The organism is Allorhodopirellula solitaria, assembly GCF_007859855.1.
Lineage (GTDB): Bacteria > Planctomycetota > Planctomycetia > Pirellulales > Pirellulaceae > Rhodopirellula > Rhodopirellula solitaria.
The window spans coordinates 8966-29264 of record NZ_SJPK01000030.1 but is presented as its reverse complement, the minus strand read 5'-3'; the positions used below and the strand labels follow the sequence as shown (position 1 = coordinate 29264).

At 53.7% G+C, this 20299-nt stretch carries 10 protein-coding genes; all 10 read right to left on the bottom strand.

Annotated features, from left to right (window positions below; translation table 11 throughout):
* Nucleotides 1-134: 134 nt before the first annotated feature.
* The 10 genes from CA85_RS23590 to dpdE are packed head-to-tail and all read right to left on the bottom strand — an operon-like array spanning nucleotide 135 to nucleotide 20164.
* Nucleotides 135-1259 (bottom strand): ParB N-terminal domain-containing protein, encoded by a 1125-nt coding sequence (locus CA85_RS23590; protein ID WP_146393999.1) that lies wholly within the window; start codon nucleotides 1257-1259, stop codon nucleotides 135-137.
* Between the two features lie 59 nt (nucleotides 1260-1318).
* On the bottom strand, nucleotides 1319-1972 hold the full coding sequence (gene queC / locus CA85_RS23585) for a 7-cyano-7-deazaguanine synthase QueC (RefSeq protein ID WP_146393997.1): 654 nt from the start codon (nucleotides 1970-1972) through the stop codon (nucleotides 1319-1321).
* Nucleotides 1969-4260, bottom strand: coding sequence for a protein DpdD (gene dpdD, locus CA85_RS23580; RefSeq protein WP_146393995.1), 2292 nt, complete (start codon nucleotides 4258-4260; stop codon nucleotides 1969-1971). Before dpdD ends, queC begins: the two co-directional genes overlap by 4 nt.
* Nucleotides 4257-4799: a phospholipase D-like domain-containing protein DpdK gene (gene dpdK / locus CA85_RS23575; protein WP_146393993.1), complete on the bottom strand. Its 543-nt coding sequence runs from the start codon at nucleotides 4797-4799 to the stop codon at nucleotides 4257-4259. Before dpdK ends, dpdD begins: the two co-directional genes overlap by 4 nt.
* Nucleotides 4796-9463, bottom strand: coding sequence for a protein DpdJ (gene dpdJ / locus CA85_RS23570; protein ID WP_146393991.1), 4668 nt, complete (start codon nucleotides 9461-9463; stop codon nucleotides 4796-4798). The genes dpdK and dpdJ overlap by 4 nt, the downstream gene beginning before the upstream one ends.
* A 16-nt stretch (nucleotides 9464-9479) precedes the next feature.
* Nucleotides 9480-10181: a hypothetical protein gene (locus CA85_RS23565; RefSeq protein WP_146393989.1), complete on the bottom strand. Its 702-nt coding sequence runs from the start codon at nucleotides 10179-10181 to the stop codon at nucleotides 9480-9482.
* Nucleotides 10178-13354, bottom strand: coding sequence for a protein DpdH (gene dpdH, locus CA85_RS23560; protein WP_146393987.1), 3177 nt, complete (start codon nucleotides 13352-13354; stop codon nucleotides 10178-10180). The genes CA85_RS23565 and dpdH overlap by 4 nt, the downstream gene beginning before the upstream one ends.
* Nucleotides 13351-14262, bottom strand: coding sequence for a protein DpdG (dpdG, locus tag CA85_RS23555; protein ID WP_261344727.1), 912 nt, complete (start codon nucleotides 14260-14262; stop codon nucleotides 13351-13353). Before dpdG ends, dpdH begins: the two co-directional genes overlap by 4 nt.
* Entirely contained in the window at nucleotides 14262-16856 is a 2595-nt protein-coding gene (gene dpdF / locus CA85_RS23550; RefSeq protein ID WP_146393982.1) for a protein DpdF, read from the bottom strand. The genes dpdG and dpdF overlap by 1 nt, the downstream gene beginning before the upstream one ends.
* Complete coding sequence (gene dpdE / locus CA85_RS23545) at nucleotides 16853-20164, bottom strand: protein DpdE (protein WP_261344726.1); 3312 nt, start codon at nucleotides 20162-20164, stop codon at nucleotides 16853-16855. The genes dpdF and dpdE overlap by 4 nt, the downstream gene beginning before the upstream one ends.
* Nucleotides 20165-20299: the final 135 nt, after the last annotated feature.

Sequence of the window (20299 nt, the reverse complement as noted above, 5' to 3'; positions counted from 1 at the left end):
GATTACGACCGAATTCTCCTCTAACTGAAGGTCCACCTTGGACACTGTCCAAGAATCATCGAGGCCAAGAAGATCACGGTAATGTTCGTTGAGACTGTTCATCCCACCAGTTTACAAAAACCAGCTAGAATCGGCTATCTGCCACTAAATTCCGAGAAGAACCCCAGAGGGCGGAGCCTAGGAAATGCTGGCCTATCCCCGTTACGTCCCCGACTGCCGTACCACTGCGAAATAACTTTCTTCTGCATTGCTGGCGCCTCTAGGAAACCGGCTTCGCCAGGGATACCAAATTCCAGCATCCCACAGTACGGATTCTCTTCTTCGTGCACTCTCATCACTGCCTTAATCAATGACACTTTGATGCCCGACCGATTCAGCCTGGCCTCCGTGCTTGCCAGTTCGTCCGCAGAAAGACTATTGCCAATTATAGAAATAAGTAGTCCTTCCGAAACGCTGCGTGAACTGCTGTTGTTGACAATGAACTGGAAAGCAAGTTCTGCGCGATTTGCTGTAGGCAAGAGCGAGACAACGAAAGGCACTTTGCCCTTGTCTCGCGTGCCTACGACGCGATGCTGCCCATCGATAATCAGTCCAGGCTTTCGGTCGTCCTTGAGTAGATCACGCAGCATTTGTTTTTTGTGCGGGTTGTCCCAGTTTACGAACGACCTGGATTCGCAGGCGTTAGCAATCTCTAGCGCGGACGCTGATTCAAAGAATTTTTTGGCGTCTTTCCTTTGATCGTTCTCGCTCAACCCATCTGAGTCTTCATCTGAGTCTTCATCTGAGTCTTCATCTGAGTCTTCATCTGAGTCTTCGTCACTCGCATCCGCAAAGTATCGTTCCTTTACCTGTAGGAACAAATCGGAGATTTCCTGGTCGATTTGATCGACATAGTCTTCGGATGGCCATGCCGAAAACTCTATGCATACTTCGCATGGGGTCGGTTTTTGCGTTACCTCTTCATCGCTTACTTCTTGTTCCGTGCCCGGTTTCAAGATTTTAATGCGATAGGCTTCTTCTTGTTCAATTCCAAGAAGCACAGCGGTTGGGCTAGCATTTTGTGCGTCGGCCATATCGAAAAATTCGCTGATTTCTTTCGCGTGCTTTGGGAGCATTGCTCGCTGGATTCCTTGCGGCGACCTAGACATTTTTGTTGGCACCTTCGCCCAATCATCGATGTCACAACTGTAAGCGACGAACACAACTTGTATGGGTGACCGCTGAAGTTGACGAAACACAAAGCCGGGGATATTTGACATAGCTTGGATTGCTCCTTTTGATTCTTGAACTTATTCGATTGAAAAACTTCTTGTCTGTATCAGCAAGTCAGAGGATCGGCAACGGAACAATCTTTAAATGCCGTCTCCCTATCAATGCAGGTGCCACAACAACCGCATGGGTGAGAGTTTCCTGCGTAGCAACTCCAGGTATGCTCGAAAGGAACTGCCAAAACATCTCCTCTATTCACGATGTCAGACTTTTCCCAAGAAACAAAAGGGGCAAGTACGGAAATCAGTCTTTCGTCGCAGACTTGCCCGACTGTACTCATTGCAGACGCAAATTCTGGACTGCAGTCAGGATACATGACGTCATTTACTCCGCCGTGAGCTCCGAACGCGACGGCGTCAAAACCGAGTGAAATCGCGCGCCCGATTGCGACGGAAAGCATGATCATATTGCGATTTGGGACTGTGGTGATTCCAATCGTTTCCTTCGCATACCCGCCAGTCGGGAGCTCTATTTTGTGTTCAGTGAGTGCATTCGCACCAAACAGTGGACGAAGCGCCGTAAGATCAACGACTTCTTGCGGCGTCTGCGTTATCTCACAGATCGTGCGTGCCGCTTTTAGTTCTCGATCATGACGCTGGCCGTAGTTGAAAGTCAGAGCATGTAACTGATGTCCTTCTGCTTTGTAGTGATACAGCAGCGTGGTGGAATCGAGTCCGCCAGACAAAATAACGATCGTTTTCACTGAGAGCGCTCCGCACGATTTAAGGCAAAGTGGTGTAAACACCGCATTAAGCTTGATGCAGACTTGCCGTCCGGTTCCAAGGTATAAGCGGATGAGGACCGATTGTCTTTGATCCCATTTGTTGCTGCGTGCTTCGCATCCCAGGTGTTTACGATGAAGATGTCGGCGGATTGGGCGAGGCTCTTCATTCGGTCGGTGAGGGATTTGTCGTGGACGTAGTGGATCTTGATTCCGTCGAACGCCTTCTCCGCGAGTTGGCCGAATCGGCGAGCGATTCGTTCGGTGAGCGAATAGACGGCGATACTTTTGCCGATCAGGAGGCCGCGGATGTCGGGGGGGTCGTTTTCGGTTGCTTCTTCAGGTTCGGGACGGAGGCCGGCGACCATTTCCGTGAGGTCAAGGTCGGTGGCGAGTAGTTCAAGCAGCGACCATTGATCGTCGCTGATTCGTCTGGTCCAAAGTCGGCTGGATTCGGCGATTGTTGCAAGGATCGGTGTTAGGCTGGTGTGTTGCTGTCCGCCGGTGTCGATCAGCAAATCTAGCATCGACAATACCCAGTCGAAGTGTCTCGGTGCGGCAATCGTGTCCCAAAGATGGACGGTGATCTCGGCGGCGAATGCAAAGTCGTTGTTGCCTGCCTCGTGACAAGGGGCGGTTGTGAGGACAGCTTCGCTGAGCTGTTCAACAGCGGCGAGGTCATCTGAGCCAACAGATTCGTCGTAGATCAACAATTCCGTCAGCGCGCCATAGACTGGCTTGCACTCGCGGGTTGGCGAGCGATCGAGCAACAGTGATCGGATGAACGTTGGAACGGCATTGCGGATGATCTCGTTTTGCTTACCCGATCGCGACTTCTTCAATTCCTGTGCGATGGCGGAGGCGTCAAACGAAGAACCTGATGCCCACTCCTGGATCCCGTAATCAAGCACTTCGCTAGCCGTCTCGATCGCTTCGCCGGCGTCGACAAATTCAAACCATTCGACCAATGAAGCGATCTGTTTGGGTTCGCCGCCTGAGTCCTGCCCGAGGATTCCTGATAGGATTTCTATCTGACCGGTGCAGACCCGGCGACCCAATATTTGGGTTTGGATGTCTTCAGGAGCGGAGGAAAGATACGCCAATGCCTCTTCGGCCGATTGTCGCGTATCGACCTCGACGGCTGTTTCCAGCACACGGTGAACTGATCGCCGAGTCGGCGTTTGCATGAGGTAGAGAGCCAACGCCTCGTCGAAGTTGTTCTCGTTATAGCGAACGTCGGCCACGTCGTAGGCGGTGACGGCCTCCGATACGACTTCCGCCGACTGCTGGGCGGGGAGCGTGGCCAATAACGCCTCGGCCCACGCGGCGTCCGTCGCGATCGCCGTGTGCCCAGCTAATCGTTCGGCCAATTCTCGTTGGGGCACATCGGCAGCAACAGCCGACACCAACGCAAATTTGATCGCTTCGGGTGACTGAAGGCCCGCGGTCGATCGCACAAGGTTTTGGAAGCGTTTTCCGGTGCGGCGATACGCTGCGACTGCCTCGGTAGCATCACCGGCAAGCTCATGTTCGGCGAGTTGGTGCTGGTAAACCGCCTGAGCGATTTGATCAGAGATCCGCTTTGGTCGGCGAACTTGCAGGATGTCGTTTAGGTTCGGAAGCAGCAGCAGTTCTGCCCATTGCTCGAACGCTCCGAAAATTCGCACCTGAAGGAACGCGAGGTTGGTGGCGCTGAGGCGTCCCCGACTTCGGATCTCGCCGTAGACCGACCACGCTGACTGCTCGTTCTTGGCCAGGATCGCCATTTCGAGATCGCGTAGCAAGCGGCCGATCGGCTTGACCGCAGCAAGTGATCGTCCAGATTCGCGATCTCGATAGTCAACGAGCGTAGTGAGCAGTCGGCCCACCTTCGTTCGATCGTCGTTGTCGATGACTGGCAGTCGGAAAACGAGCGAACCAAAGTTCAATTGGCATGCCTCTTCAATCGAGTCCTTTGGATCAAGCGTGGCCAACTCACCATTGAACCTGGAATAGGTCGGACCAACGAACGCGAGCAAGGATTCCCGCATCGACCGTGCCTCACGTGGATTTCCGCAGAGCACATACCAAGTCGTTTGCTTCGACGATATATCGACTCGTGGCAGCAGGAACGGACTCTCTTGCTTGATGAACCGTTGCACCCAGGGTTCGAGGTAGGCGCGAACGGCATCGGCGGGCGCGGCGTTCTCGTAGTCGGCCCACTGGATAGAATTGCCTGCACCGAAAAACGTTTTCAGGAACGCCTGCGGATCATCGCTCAATTGCGTCATTGACCCGCCTCGTAGTTTTCTTGAAAGTGAATCCGTGCTTCCGCGATGGCTTCGGGGGACCGATCCAGCGAGACGCCTTCGTGGTTTACTTCGACGCCGTTGTAGGTCAGGTTCATCGAACCACTGAGGTAGTAGTCTTGGCCGAGCAGACCTTTCAGATGCAACGTGTCACGAATCGTGACGTGCAGATTGCTTGCGTCATCAGACGCTCGACTCAGGTCATCCATCTTTCGCAAGAAAGCGTCGTTGTGCGAGTCGGGCCGAGCAACGAGGTGAACACTCGATTGGATCATCAACTGTCCAAAGACTTCACTGAGGCGAATTCGTCTAAGTCCCCACGTCGGAACGAGCGACGAAAACTGGCCGCAGCGGTTGTCGAGGATGTCGATGTCTGAGATCCAAGGCGAGACGAGCCATATCGACTCGCTGGGCACGAGAAGTTCGGCGACGAAGATGCCTTCGAGCAATTCGCGGATCTCGGTACGACTTGTTGCCTGGGTCGAGAACGTGTTCCGGTTGTCGGAAATCGGATCAGTCATTGCACGCCCTCCGGCAGCGACAAGCCGATCTCAATGGATTCAACGCGACGATCCACTCGGTCCACCTTGGGATGCAGCAGCATAAACCCCGAGTCAATCGGCACGGTCATCACTTCCATCAGTGCTTTGCGAAGGGTTGGAGGATCTTTCGGGTCACCAACCAAGATGACCTCGCTATCTCGAATCAGACACTCGCTGGCCTTTTGCAACCAGTCTTCTTCGTCGACATTGACATGAGTCGGTTCGCCAGTAAGGAACAGTCGAACCAGGTCATGCTCTGTTTCGGGAAGCGAATCATAGGGGTTGTAGGCAGCCAGGCGGGCACTTCGGGACACGCCACCGCGTGGCCACAGCAGGCTGAAGAGCGTATTGAAACGCCACTGCCTGCGATTCACCTCGATCGCATTGTCGCCGGGATCCCGGATGACGTTGTCGATTGTGTCGTCGGCCGATTCCAAGTAGGCCAGAATTCGCGGATCAATCTCGACGTTGAGTTCGTCTTCGAGATCGCGCCAGCGGGAGACCATTTTGTGGAGCAACGCATCGGTGTCTTCATTGCTGCCAGGACGCAGGATTCGATTCGCGATAGCGGCGATTACACCATGGCAGGTGAACAGACCCTTTTTGTCGAGCGTCTTGCGAAGTTGGTCAAACGCATTCGCGTGAGCTTTGTGGTTTTCGGTCGATGCGACTCGATATGCGGAAACCTTATCGTTCAGTTCGGTCTCGTCAGATAAATTCATCCAATCGAGCAAGATCGTCAACTGTTGATCGGCAATCTCGTAGTCCGAGGGACGCAGTGCGTTCTCGACCAGATCAAAGAATCGCCGTGGGTCTTCGCCGTATCGAATCAGGAACGATTCAATGATCCCGCCACCACCGACAGTCTTTTCCGTGATCCATATCTCTTCGCTGCCGTCGGCTTTCGGAATCGCGATGGACGGACGCGGGCCAGATTCAACATCAAGCAGCAGATCAGTGGAATCGAGATCACTACAAACTTGCTGGATACCGTCAAGGATCGCGGCCCCCAACGTCGTTTTGAACTTGCGAGTTAACCACGGCGTCCAGTTTGCATCAGGCGTTTCCCAAAGAGTTGGTGCGTGACGATGTAGTGCGGAGGCGACGACCGGTTCTTCGAGAAGTTGCTCCAGATCCTGTTGCAATTGCTGCTGAACGTCATCGAGCGTCTCACTTTGGTCATCGTCTTGGTCGGATTGAGACGACACGGCAAGGCTTTGGAAGATCACGCCAAGAACTTCGATGAAGTTCAGAACCGATGTATCCGAGGACGATGCTTGCCATGATTCCTGTAGCGTGGACTCGCGGTTGATTGCGGAGGTCACCAACGCGGAGAGATAAACTTGCGACAACCAACGCAGTTCAAAGAAACTCGCGAACTGCTCAAGGGCAGGATCGCCGGCGACCGCATCGCGAAACTTGGACACTCGCAAGCAACGAAGCATGGCGGGGTTTTCTGGCAAACGATCAGCCAAGTCATCTGGAACAGTGAATCGCACAACAAGTCCGTCGACATCAATGGCAAAGCCGATTCCCACAGGGGTCTCGGGGACAGTTTCGTCGCCGTCCGGACGGTCGCCAATAAAGCGAAGGGTTGTTTCGTTCGTTTGCCCGTTATCGAAATTCACAGTGGCCTTCGATTCGGTGGCAAAACGACGCACTTCAAGCGGGTTGTTCAAATTATGAGCGAAGAACTCCAAGCCGGTAACGACCGATGACCACCGCGATGGCGACGGAAGGTCAACCGACGTGCCGGTGACCAGCGGGCAAATTTGCGTGTTCCATGAGAGCATCGCGTTGGTGCTGTCCGATACACGTCGCTCAGGAACAACCAGTTGCATTTCACGAGGACGAATGCATCGTAACGGCAGGGAGTTTCCGTCCTCGTCAAACCAATCGAACGAACCAATTTCGTCAAAACGACTCACGATGTTGCTCAGTTCCAGCGGTTGTTCCCCGTCGATCGACAAGTCGCCTGGTTGAACCCAGTGACGAGCGTGCGAGTTCATGACGCCGAACCGACGTGACACGCGCCCCGGTGCGAACTCACGCATTGCTTGCAAAATCGGCAGAACGTCAACTCGCTCGGTTGTGTTCGACTGCTGTGGTGGCGATCGTAGCGTTACCTCCGGGAGATTCAAATCACCGAACAATTGAGCCGGCACGAATTCCGGCAGTGGATTGTTGCGGACAAAGATGTCGCGAGTTTGTTCATCTTCACCGGCCACTTTCCAATCCGTCTTTAATCGACGAAGTAATGTCGGCAAAGCGGCGTTCATCAAGGCTCGGGGCGGATCCCACAACAACACTTCGACGGTTTCTTCGGTTTGTTTGAGAGCTTTGGAAAGATAGCCAACCAGTTCATGGTAGCCTTCTTCGCGTAGCAACAAGCCTTCTACGATGCTCACCGCCGCCAACTGACGCTTTCGCATGTTGGCGATCTTGCCAGTGTTTCGCAGGATTTCGTCCGCCGGTCCAGAAAAGTCGCGATAAACACTTCCCTTCGGCATCTCCGCCTGCGTCCGCAATCGTGTCGCGATCCAATCGAAGAACGCGAACACGACCTGCATTCGTAACACATAGCGATTGTTGACCGGCAATTCCCTGGGCGGCAATTCGGGGTCGAAAAGCAAATCGAAGCTTTCCCATGCCAAGCGATCTCGTCCGTAATCCGAGAGTGTGACGATCGTCCACGGTCGCATTTCGATCCGCCGACCGGCACGTCCTTTTCGCTGCAAGAATTGAGCGGGGTCTCGCGGTGCCTTGTGCTGCAGAACAACGTTGACTTCGGGATCGTTGAACCCGACTTCCAACGAGGCGGTTGCCACGATGATGTCGGAGTTCGATGCGACGCCGGAGTCTTGAGAACTCGTGCGTTCGATTCGCATGTCCGAAGTGCCATCCTGAAGTCGATGGCCAAGCTTGGTGCAAAGATCCCAAGATTGCCCAAAATGACTTCGCAAGCGTTCATCCGGAGCCTGCGGGTTCCGCAGGTTCGCCAGCGAGCCATTGGGGTGTTTTTGCACGTCCGGGCGCCCCCAGCTGTTTTGACCTTCCGCATCGCGGAGGTTGTAAAACATCCGGTTCGTTACATCGAGGTCATCGGTGAATACGAACTCCTTGGACCCGTAGACTTCAGAGTGCGGTGCTGTATTGTTGTTGCGGGCGTCAAGCGCTCGTCGCATCAGCATTGCGGTTTGGATTGACGTCGAAAGTAGCGAACTCTGGCTCGCCGGATCGCCTCGCAAAGCGACGAGGTACTCCATCCCGACTCGTCTCATTTCATTCGGGTGCGGGGAAATCTCTTCGACGCGGGAGTCCAGTTCACCGATCAGCGTGGCAAAGAACTTTCGAGCATCGGCGAGCGTCGCGGACAGACCCACGAAATGCGGTTTCACATCGGCGGCGTGCTTCCAACGACGAAGCAGCATCGCGGTCTGCGCCCCCGATATTCCCGAATAGGTGTGGACCTCATCCAACAAAACCATCTTCGGCGTTCTATTTCTCGTAGCCCCCACGCCGAACACATGTGCCATCGTTGAATCCCCCATGCGTTGATTCAACATTTCTGTCGTCGTGAACAGGATGTCGGCAGGACTCTGCTGAAGACGCTGGCGAGTCAAAATCAGTTCGTCGTGTTCCGTGCTTGCAGAGCAGCGCGAACAGCACAGTCGATGCAGCTTGCTGTTTCTGTCTTCAGTTCGCCAAATCATTTGTCCTTGGCATGAGTCGGTCCGGCAAGTCAAGAACGGACAGATATCGCCCCCGTTTGTGCGAACCCACCCTGGCGGCGGATCGGCGTAGCCGAACGAGCCTTCGTGCTCAGGTGTGGCACCAAACAAAGTTGCGATCGTCAATTTCCGTTTACCGGCGGATTGCAGTAACGAATCAAGTTTTCGAGCCTGTCCGTAAGCCTCGGCAAGTTGATCCTTGAGCAGTTCGTTTCGCGGATATACTGCCAAGCAACGCGTCCAATCGCTGCTGTCGATGGATTCAGCGATTGACAAGAACGCCGGCAGATAAAACGACAACGTCTTCCCGCTACCCGTGCCGGCACACACGATCGTCCCCGAACAGCGATTCGACTTCAGTCGCCTCAAAATGTTCTCCGCCGCGCGGGCCTGAAACGTCGCTAGCTCCATTGTCTTGCCGCCGGGGCGGGCCAGCAATGCATTCAACACCTCTTTCTGAAGCGACGACAACTTCCCGGCCTGTTCTATCCGAGTTTGTACGGCATCTATGGCAACATCTCGCTCGGGCACTGTCCGCGGACGTAGCATGAACCGGAAGTCACCGACCAAAGGCTTCGCGGTTTGCCATTGTCGGTTGGGGGTCCGCATGTGTTTGGGGAACAGTTGCCGCAACCGCACAAGTAAACGAAGCGTTTCCGCCATCCGTGTGCGATACCGAGTCCGGGTTCCGTCTTTGAAATCGTACAGAAAACCGATTTCCTCAAGTGCATCTTGGAATTCTTCCTCGTCGCCGTATTTCGACCACAAGTCTTCGTCGTCGATGAAGGATTCGCAGAGGTCACCTATTTCATCGGTGCTAAACGATCCATCCACCAAACCCCATGACAGCAGTTTTGACTCCGCACGTTCGAGCGAGTTCAGGAATTCAAGTCGATGGTCGTTTACGTCCACTATCTTTTGTCATCCTTCACATGGTGGTGATGCGATACTTGTCCGCGATGTTGTTTTCTTGAAGCCAAGCCCGCACCTCGTCGGTCAATAAGTCAATCGAAGCCCCTCCGGACGAATTCGCCGCTTTCAAGAATTCTTGAACGAGCGGGTCGCTAGCGACATCCGGCAACGCCGCCATCATCTCGCGGATGTCTTCCCACGCGGATTCAAGTTCGGCGAAGTCGTCTTCGGTGGCCGGCGGGTTCTTTCCTAGCTTTTCTGCGTACTTGGCACGCGTCTTGAGTTTCAGCGCGATCGTCTTGAAGTCATTTTGCTGCTCCGCCTGAGCCAATTGATTGGTGTCGACAGACGGTTTCGCTCTCGGCATGAATATCGCCCAAGTCGCTTGGGCACACTCGGTGCCCTCCGTCGCGAACTTCTCAAAGGCCTTTCGCATGTCTGAAAACTGACGTCCTTTGGTGATGCTTAGCGGGTCCGTCTGCAGCGATTCCCGAATCTTGCGAACTCGGTCGATGCACTTTGTAGGGTCCAAATCGCCTGCCAGTTCGGTTCTAGCAGACAGTGCCTTGAGTGAATTGGTGACCGCCAACAATGAGTCACGAACGTCAACCAACTCATTCCTTCGCGATTCAAGTTGGTCGTGAATATTCTCTCGCTCCTCTGCTTGCGCGAGTTCTTCAAGCTGTCCACGAAGTTTTTTACATTCTTGCGCGATCATTTTTGACCCTTCTTGTACGGTGCTACCGCTTCTTCGAGCGTCTGAAGAATCTCATCAACATCTAGCTTTTTCTTTTCAACAACGTCAGGCTCCCAAGCAAGGATTTTCGTCTCTGCCTTCCCTGCACGTTCCTGAAGAAATCGTGCGCAGGTCTGGGCGAACTCAACCAGCAACGCGTGGGTCTCGATGTCCAATCGGGCGATAGCAGTCATTTGTGTCGCGATGTCATCACCATTGACGATTGCGTCGACTTGCTTCCCAGCATCCACAACTGGTGCGGTTTTGAACTTTTCGGCTAGCTTGCGAATCTGGTTCACGGAAACTTCACCCAACAAACCGTACTGCTGGGACAGTGTGCAGACGCTTTCGAGATCCTTTAGCAATGCCATCTTGTCATACTCTTTCCCCAGTTCGGCGACGATGAGTTTCGACTGTTCTGCAATTCGCTTTCGCCGAGCATCGACCTTAGCGTTGCCAACGCGCCAGAGCGAACTGATGTGTTTTTCGATCGCTTTCAGTTCATCGGTCACACTGTTAGGCATCGACGGGAACTTCTCCGAGATCTTCCATGCTTTTCGGAACTCTTGAATCGTCGGAAGCAGTTGGGAAGCATCGATCGCATGAGGTGTCTTCCGACTGGTGCCTTGAAACGCACCGACCCGTTCTAGCAATTCATCCTTCAGTATTTGTCGTTGATCGACCAAGTCATCGAGAAAGTCATTCCATTCTCCGTCCCCATCAGTTCTTCCACATTTCGGCGCGTCCGCAAAAAGAGCCTCTAGGTGACTCACGTCTTCGGCAGTTTTGTGGGCGGATTCGATGTTCAATTGCCGAGCCTGCCAGAGTAAAGTCTGCGTCAGCGAGGAAACTGGATTTCCATCGACACTCTTGTACTTTGTGTGAATCCATGACGAAGCTTGTGCTAAATGCAAATCGACAAAATTTGAAATTGAAATGTAGTCTTCGTCAGCCTGTTCGTAGTTCCAGCCATTGTTGTGTTCATAACGCAGCATCGCTCGAATCAACGAAAAGAGATCATTTGCTGTTGTAGCGTCTTCAAATTGCTCATCTTCGGCGACTACTACGAAAGCCTTTTCACGATTGGGCGGGTTACCTTTGGCTCGAGGAAGATAGATTTGTCGTGCAAAGACATCGGTAGTCGGTTTGAAAGACCGAAGAAGTTCTGCTTCCCAATTGACTGAATGGATCAGATGTATGTTCATCAGTCCCCGGATCCTATTTGCATCGCCATGGCCCAGAATACCACCATTCTTCCAACCATCCAGTTTTTCCACAAATTGTTGGATGGCCGGCGGATCACGTTTGAATTCAGGTTCGTCTATTTCAGGTAGGGACGTTGTCGCTGTGCCAACCTTTTTTTCATCCGGCTTGGAGAGAGGCTTGAGCGTTTTCGGAGCCACCGCAGTTTTGCTCCCGTCCAGTGGTTCCAGACCGAACGCGGTAAAGACTCCAGTGGGAAGGCTGGCTTGAGAAAGCCGCTCCGGTTTGTCGGCCCAAAAATGCAGCAGGTACAAGTACTGCTCTTGGCGTTCCGGATCGCCTTCCTTTCGCTGCACATCTCTCCGTAGGTCAGCCCAGATTTTCTTTTCCGACCCAAGAAAGTTTGGTGGCGGAAACAAGTTGCGTTCAAAACTGCCACGGGTGTCCTTTACCACTGGCAGAATGATCTCGTTAATTACACTACGCGGGTGAAACTTCAATTTGCCCTTGTCATCACGTAAACGCCAATCGGCGATGGTTGAAATGGCCGACGGGTTAAATGGGAACAGGCTGTACTGATCCACTGACTGACCGAAGTTCGCAAGCAACGCGATCTCATCGGGTTCTGGATCAAGGAACTCTATCGCATTGGGAGCCTTCTTGCCAATGTTGCTGGGGTCCGCGAAGTGATTTTCCAGTCGTTTTGCACCGATGCGAGCTGCGTTAACGTACGCCGCAACGAAGTTGCCAATCTGGTTCATGATCTCATCTTCGTCAGAGTCTGTCCCTGTCTCGATGTGCCAACCATGAACGGCGCGTGTCTTGACGGTGTCTAAATTTCCAAAGTAACCGTCGGTGACGGCGAGAGCAGTTCGGATCGTGCACGCTTCACGTTTCCCGCCGGTTTCCCCTTCGCGAATGATGGCGTCCAACAGTGCTTTTTGAACGCCGGCAAGCACGGCGAAGTCTTCCACTAGGAGGACCAGTTCGCGATCATCGGCCAGTAACTGTCGGCGCACTTCGTAGAAAAGTTCTGCCAACGAAGTATCGGTCGGCGTTGCCAACGGAGCGATCGCGTCATCAACGATTCCGTTGAGCAGCTTGATCGCATCGTCGAGACTCTTGGTATCGGTAGTCCGCTGCAACTTGTCGAGATAGCGTCCGGCAATCTGTCCGGCTTCTTTAATGTCGTTCGCCAATTCCTCAGGAACCAGGAAGTCCGCTCGTTCGAATTGACGCCGTGGCGACTCCGCTTTTGTCGTGTCTTTTGCAATGTGCCTTGCGAGTTCGGAAATGATCCCCGGTCGAGTCGACGTGCCCTTGGTAAATAAAACTTGAGTTGCAGGGTCGTTCAATAGCGATGGAAGGCATCTCGCATCACCATGCCCGAGCCATAGTTTGTCTTTCTCGCTGATCTTCGACCCATTTTGCTGAGCCTGCACCTTACGTTTGGACGCCTCTGCGTGGTTTCTTTCGATTGCAGTGAGCAATTCGGATCGAATCCGCTGCTTCGCGCCAATCTCATCCATCTGTTCGCGAGCAGCCTTCAACTGTTCGCGGATCTCTTCATACCGCGGTCCGTCCAGCCCATCCAGGATGCGACCCAGAACCGACTTCAAGCTGGAACTTTTCGGAATCAGGATGACGTGACGTTTGTCACGGTCCTCCCTCTGCTGCAACTGGACTTTTAGCCATCGAACTAGGTGCGACTTACCGATTCCAGACTCACCGAGGATCGGCAGAATGACTCGTCCACTTGGTTCGTCACGAAGGAACTCGCTGAGCAACTGCATCTGCGATTTGCTCTCAGTTTGTTTCGTCGAAAAACTCTCTCGCCTAAATCGCATCTCTTGATGAACGGCCAAGAACACCGCATCCGAGGGGTTTTCCGCCTCGGGCTTGATGCACTCCAAGCATTCGCTTTCGGTCGGCCAGAATTCTAGAAGATTCACTTCGAATGTCCTCGCATGACGTGAGTGACCGATTGAACAGTCCGCCCATCGCGACCGACAAGGTTGATCCGGGAATCGGAGTCTGATCGGTCGGCAAAACGAAGTTCGCCACCCGCCTGCAGTCGAAGTAACGCCCGCGAAAGCGATGTTGAAACCATTCCTGATCCAGGTGCCCTCCACTTTTCGGATCGAAGTTTGCTTTCGACTTCTTGGCGATAATGCCCACCATCAATTACCGGGATCAAAGTCGCCAGTCCCTCCAGAAATTCTTGTATCGGGACATCCTTCTTTTGGGGAACCAACTCCAATGCCGGTTCGCGTACCCAGGGCGTGGGATCGGCAATAAAACCTCCCGATGCTTTGCCTGAATCAGATCGTCCTATTCCAAGGAACGTGGCCCAAGAAACAAAACCGGACCATCGGGTGTCATTTTGAAACAAGATGACGTCGGGCGTCCCTGCTTGCTCTAGCGTTTTCGGTTCAACCTGGGAGTAGGAAGTTGGGACAAAAGCATGGGCGTTCTGCGCGAGCACCCAAGATGCAGCACGAGAAAAGTCGGCCGATCGGTTTTCTTCGTCGCTCCAGAAATTCTTGTTGTTCTCTGGATCGAGAACGACCTGCCGAACTGCTTTGGCGATCGCGGCTGCTGATGCGTCAAACTTTCGCAGGGCGGAACGATATTCATCAGCAACCTTTACTTCACCCTTTTCCGTTGTGACAAAGAGACCTAACTCAATCCATCGGCTCAGGGTCTTGGTTGCCATGTCTTGCTTGCCGTCACCGAGCGACTTGGGACTGCAAATGTCCAGTAATTTGCTCTTTGGCATGGTGCCGATCATCACGCTGGATCTGACAAGCGCGACAAGGACACTGACGAGGCCATCGCTGGGTCGATTCAGAATGCTCATTATTGTCCTAGCCTCTGAACCAATTCGTAGTCACGTATGTTTGGACGAGTGCTGAAGAACTTCCGTCCTGTCGCTGAATCAACAGCGTCTTCGGGCGCGAGGATAATATGAAAAGGTCGCTCCATATTGATGAGGTCTCGAGGGATAACAGGAGTGGGTGTGTCGAACAGGAAAGTGGCACGCGGCAAACGCAGATCATTCTTGCGTGGATCGTATGATGAAAGACAGCTGCCGACCACAAGGCGACGAGGAGAGGAGTCATGAATGGACTTCCATTCACGCTTTTTCTGCCACGCCACAGGTAAGGCAATTTCATCAACGCCCCGGCCAACCAATTGGCAGATGATGCCAAGGCAAAGTTTCACCCGCTCGCGCTCGCTGTCATAGTTCGTAATGCTAACAAATGCGACCGGTGCCTGGATGCAAAAGAGCGATTGCAATGCCGCGACGTCACCGTGTTCGATACATTCGACTAAATCCGGTTCGGGGTGACTGAATCGGTGACTTGTTTCCATGCCACTGGCGCGGCACGACGGACAACCCGAACAGCAATGCTCTGGTCGCGGTCCGCCGTTGGCGGTCCGGACCGTGTAGGTATCCCGCAGCAGTTCGCCGATTTCTCGGTTGCCTTCTAGCAGATGATTCATCCGATCAAACGATTCGCGACTTGCCGCATACATTCTCGATCGCTCGGGTTGGACGATGGTCTCCCAAACCTCTTCGTTGAGATGCCCGTCATTCAGAATTGTTAGATAGGCTGTCGCAAAATATTCGTCTGTCGCTTTCTGGCGGCGTGCCTCGAATTCGTTGTCGGATTCCCCGTCAATCCGCTGTGTGTCTGGCGGTTCCTCTGATTCCAACCGTATTATTCCAGCACGATTGAGTAGAACCAGTGTTCGCAAATTCCAAGCAACGTTTGCGTCACTGTCTTGATGAATATGCGTCGGGCGGGTGTTTAAATTGACCCGCCAAATTTGCTTCTCAGTTAAGAAGTTCCCGGCCTTGAGCAAGTCGTCCCATCGTTCACGTCCTTTCTCCAGCGAGATGATTCGATCTTGGCTGATCGACTTCGCGGTCGCCTTGTCGGCATCTTCGCACGGCAGCAATATCGAAACGGAGGCACAACCATCACGACCTGCCCGACCAACCTCCTGATAGTAACGGTCGATCGACTCCGGAATGCACGCATGAATGACGGTGCGGACATCTGATTTGTCCATCCCCAAACCGAACGCTGACGTCGCGACTACGCAATCAATGTCGCCGGCACGCCATCGGTCGATTACGCATTCGCGTTCTTCGTTAGATGTTCCGCCATGGACGCAACCGCTGCGTTTGATGCCAAGGGCGCGAATCTTTTGATGCCAAGAGTCAGCGTCTCGCTTGGTCGTCACATAGAGCAAAAAGGGCCTAGGAGCGACTCGGACCAGTTCCGTCACTTTCCGGTCTCGCTCGGCTTTGGTTGCAGATGCCGATTGCCAATACTCCGGTTCTGGCCTTAGAGCGACCGCGTTGACGGAATCAAATTGCCCATCCGAGAACAATGTCTCCAATACATCGAAACTCTCCTGCGTCAGCGTTGCCGACAACAAGAGCGTGCGAAACGCTCGCCCCGATGGACACCGCTTAATCAACTCTCGCCGAAGACCACTCATCGCCTGAAACTCTGGCCGAAAGTCATTGCCCCACTGAGCAACCAAGTGAGCCTCGTCAACGACGAAGTATTTCAGCAAACCGCTTTCTGCTGTTTTGTAAAGCACGCGGCTAAGGGAACCGACAAAACTCTCTGGTGACGTGATCAAGATACGCTGTGTATTGTCTCGCAACCGCTGCCGGATTGCCTTTCGAGCACCATCTGACAAGCCACTATGCCAAGCCATTTCGTCTGGCAAACCACCAGGAACGTGTGGGTAGTTCTCTCGAAGTTGCCTTTCTTGGTCGATTGCCAGGGCAATGGTTGGCGTGATCATTACAGTCAGTTCGCGAGGGGCAGAGAGCAGTGCTGGTGCCCACGCGACAAGACTCTTTCCAGTTCCTGTTGGCAAATTGACGACCAGTGTTCCGCCGGGTTTCAGAAAGAACGCGGATCGAATCGCCAACCGCTGCCCAGGACCTTGGTAGCCTTTGAACGGCAGGCCCAAACCGTGCTCCAACGCCGTGTCGAGCGGCAAGTGCGGCGACGTCGGCCAACCCTTGCGACGGTACTCTTCGCGAAGGGTTGCTTCAAAGGGACTGAAGCTTTCGCTATCCGCCAACCAATCCGCTGCCCACGCCTTCGAAGCACGCAACCGAAAAGATTGGTAATCACTAGCAGCGACCTCAACGCGAGATTCCCGCCAAAGATTTTCATTGGGCCAAGGCGGTGAAGACGGAACCGTCAGCAGGTATTCGTCATCACCAAGCAGAGTTCCTCGCCGCAGAACCTGCCGCACCAAACCAGCGAGGTCACCTTCGCCAACTGAATCTTTGTTTGTAGAAAGCGCCAGCACCGCTCGGCGCAATTGCTCACAACTACGATCGGCCAAGGCCGCCTGAAGACGATCTGTCTTCGGAAGTTCTCGCAATGCGGTCTGGATGGATTGAAAGTCGGTCAATCGTCATCCTCCACTTCGTCGTTCTCAACGAATGGCATTTGACTGGAAACAAAGATCGCACCGACCGAGTCAACTCTCAGGTCAGGGTTCGTGAATGCCTCGATTTGGGCTTCCAGCAGTTCCGTTTCAAATTGCAAGTCAAGTTCGAGTGACGACTTCGACTCGCCGTTCGTCATCGCCAAACGTGATCGGAATTGTTGCTGAACTTGGCTTGCTTGATTTCTGGCCGTTTCGACCCATTCTGCGGACCGCTTCGGCAAAGTGGAGTCTTCTCGCAGCAATCGCTCGGATGTTTCTCGGGCAGCGACGCACCGGTCCCGCCAAAGCGACATATCGTAGAGTTCCGCCGCCGTATCCCAACGACCGCGATTCAGATTGAAATCCTTGCCGATGGTGGTGCGGTCCTTGTTGTATTCGGGACGGATCCAATTCATTCGTTCGTCACTGGGCATCACGCGAGTCAAATCGGCATCAAGGAACATCCTTGTGAAAAGTGGTTGCATGATTGTTTCGCAACGACGCATCACCGCAACCCAACTTGCTCCGTTGAACCGCTGGCAAAGTGATTTCAGCGGAGCTAGAGCGGGTGAAACTACATAGTTGAACTTGAAGAAGACGGCTGGATCCTCTTCGCCGCGATACGACGGCGCGTAACGCCAAAATGCGTAACTGCACCCTCGGTCATCCCATCGCGTGAATGCCTCCATGGCGTCAACAAATGGATCGCCAACTCGAAGCAACCGACATGACCGTCGTTGTGATGTAACCCGGTCAAAGGTTAGTGGTTCAGTGACCATTTCTGCGGGCGGTTCAGGCCTCAGTTCTTCCAGCGAATGGGAGAAGCGTCGTTTGAATTCATCCACTGGGATAAGCGTGTCGCGTCCCTTCGGGTACCTTCGCCCAACGTCTATCTTTCGCGTGAATTCGTAACTGAACACTTCGTCGTGGCGTTTCTCTTCACCGGTTTGACCGAAGTGCAAATTGCGAACGAGCCAATTGTGAAACACTTTCGCAGAACCTTCGCCGAGTCTGCGATCACTATCTTCCAGTTCATCGGCGAACTCCTGCGTTACCGCGTCGGCGTCAAAGGAGTCAATCGAATCTTGAGCCGTGATTCGTTTTAGCTCTGTCGCAACTAAACCTTCTTCGCCACAGAGTGTCTCGACCGCTTCCGCGAAGGCATCCGATCCTGAATCGAGGAACGCTTGGAGGATCCGACGCATGACGTCTTCAATGACGTACTGCAAACTAGCGATCGAGCGATGGAACACACCCAAACCGCCGTCGACCAAATCGAACCAGCGTTTCTGCACACGTGAACCGTCGCAAACCAGCACGACCGACTGGACCGAGATGCCACTGCCGAAGCGGTCGAGTCGGCCCATCCGTTGTTCAATGCGGTTGGGGGAGAATGGCAGATCGTAGTGAATCGCGAAGGCACCTCGCTTTTGGAGGTTCAGTCCTTCTTCGGCGGCACGATCACAGACCAGCACGTAGCCGCGTTGAACGTTTTTGAACTGGATCCAGGACGACCGTTCGGCGGAGTGTCGTAGGACTCGCCCGGCAGGGAGTCGCAATTCCAAGAATTCGAACACAAGGTCGGCGGTCTCGGGCGAACTGGCAAAGATAACGAAGGAGATTTGATCGTCGTCCGAACCCACTATCTGGTACAGTTTCTGCAGACGCGCGGCATGGTCGCAATCCTTTGCCGCACGAATGATCTGTTGCAGTGAATCGCTTTCGCCTTTGCAAAGTGGCAACCAACTGACTGTCGCTGATCCGCCGCCGTTCAGTCGAGCGGTGGCGAAATCCAATGCGTGCCTGGGTTCGCAGGACGCCAGTTCGTCCATGACGCGTGCGAGTTCGCTTGCTGTTTGCTTTTCCGTTTCGTCCGCTGAAAATAGCGACGCCGATAACGTCAAACGCCAGCCTTCGATCGCCTCGGCCAGTCCCGCTTCATTTTCGCAAACGTAAACCACACGTTTCGCCCCGCCACGACCGGGCAAATACGCCGCTGTCGCGTCGGTTCGACGATTGCGAAGGATGCGGCGATGCAGTCGCCACATGTCGCTGACGTGAGTCCGGATGGATCGGATCAATTCGCAGCGACGTGGATCGCTTTCCTCTACGTCTTGCTCGACGAGTTGTCCAAGTTCGGTCCGCAACTCTTGAAACTCGCGATCATCGGGCAACAAATCGCCGAGCACTTCAAGCGTGTCGCCAAGAAAGAAATTCTGCTCATCTTCCCGCAGGTCCATCATCCGTTCGGCAATCTCTTGGCGAAGTTGAACCCGTTGCTTGAACGTTTCCAAACTGTCAAGCGGATAGACCTGCGGATCAAGAAGATGGAGCATCGCCAAGAATGACTGCTCGTTGTGCAGGACGGGGGTCGCCGATAACAGTAGGACGCGTCGATACAAATCGCGAGTGGTATTCGCGACCGCCTGGAAGATCTCGCGCTCGACGGAATCTGAGGACCAAGCCCAAGAACTGAGATGGTGTGCCTCGTCAACGACAATCATTCGGGCGTCCGCGAGACTCGCAGCGATCGCGTCCTGGTCTTCGCTGGAGACGATGTGAACTGAAACCCCAAGTTTGCTCCCTAGATGAAAGCGGTGCGTCAATTCTTGCTTCCATTGAAGGAGCAAAGCTTTAGGAACAATTATAACGGTTTGGTGATCCAGCGGTTCGTCGAGTGTGAACTGCTTGATCAGCACACCGGCCTCGATTGTCTTGCCAAGCCCTACTTCATCGGCCAGTAAGTATCGCTGAAACGGATCCATCAAAACCCGGCGCACAACGGATACTTGATGAGCAACGATTTCGACGGAAGAAGAAAGCAGTGCTGAAAGGCCGGCGCTCGTGCAATGCTGCTCCAATAGGTGTTTCACGAAACCGGAACGAGCCTCATGCCAAAATGCGGTTTCATTGACTTGGCTGGCCAAGTGTTCGGTCGGTTCAGAAATTGGCATGCGGCAACGAACTTCAAATTCGTCGCTCGACAGCATCCGCGGTTGATCGTTCGGAAATCGTACGAGATAAAGTTGGTCGTCTTGCTGGTAATCCTGGACGCGACCGATTTCGATACTGTCCGTTTCCGGGTTTCGGAAGTACGCCCTTGTTTCGGGTAGCAATTCCCGCCGGCTAAGACTTTTCGTGGCTGTTTCGCGGCGGATTGGTCCGTCGTCAACAGGCGAGCGAAAGTACTCGACGATTGCTTTGTCGCCGTCGATCGACGTGACTTTGCCGATGCCCAATCCGTTCACGGATGACTCAACAAAGGGATGATTCGTTCGCCCCTTCTGCAAAATAATGCCCCTGCTACACGGTTCTCGTCGATGACTGCTCAGGGAAGTCAACTGCGATACCAACGTCGCCTTCGACCCCGCTGATCAGGGTACTTGATCCACCAGGGGCTTTGCTAGCCCCCTTCGGAGATTGTC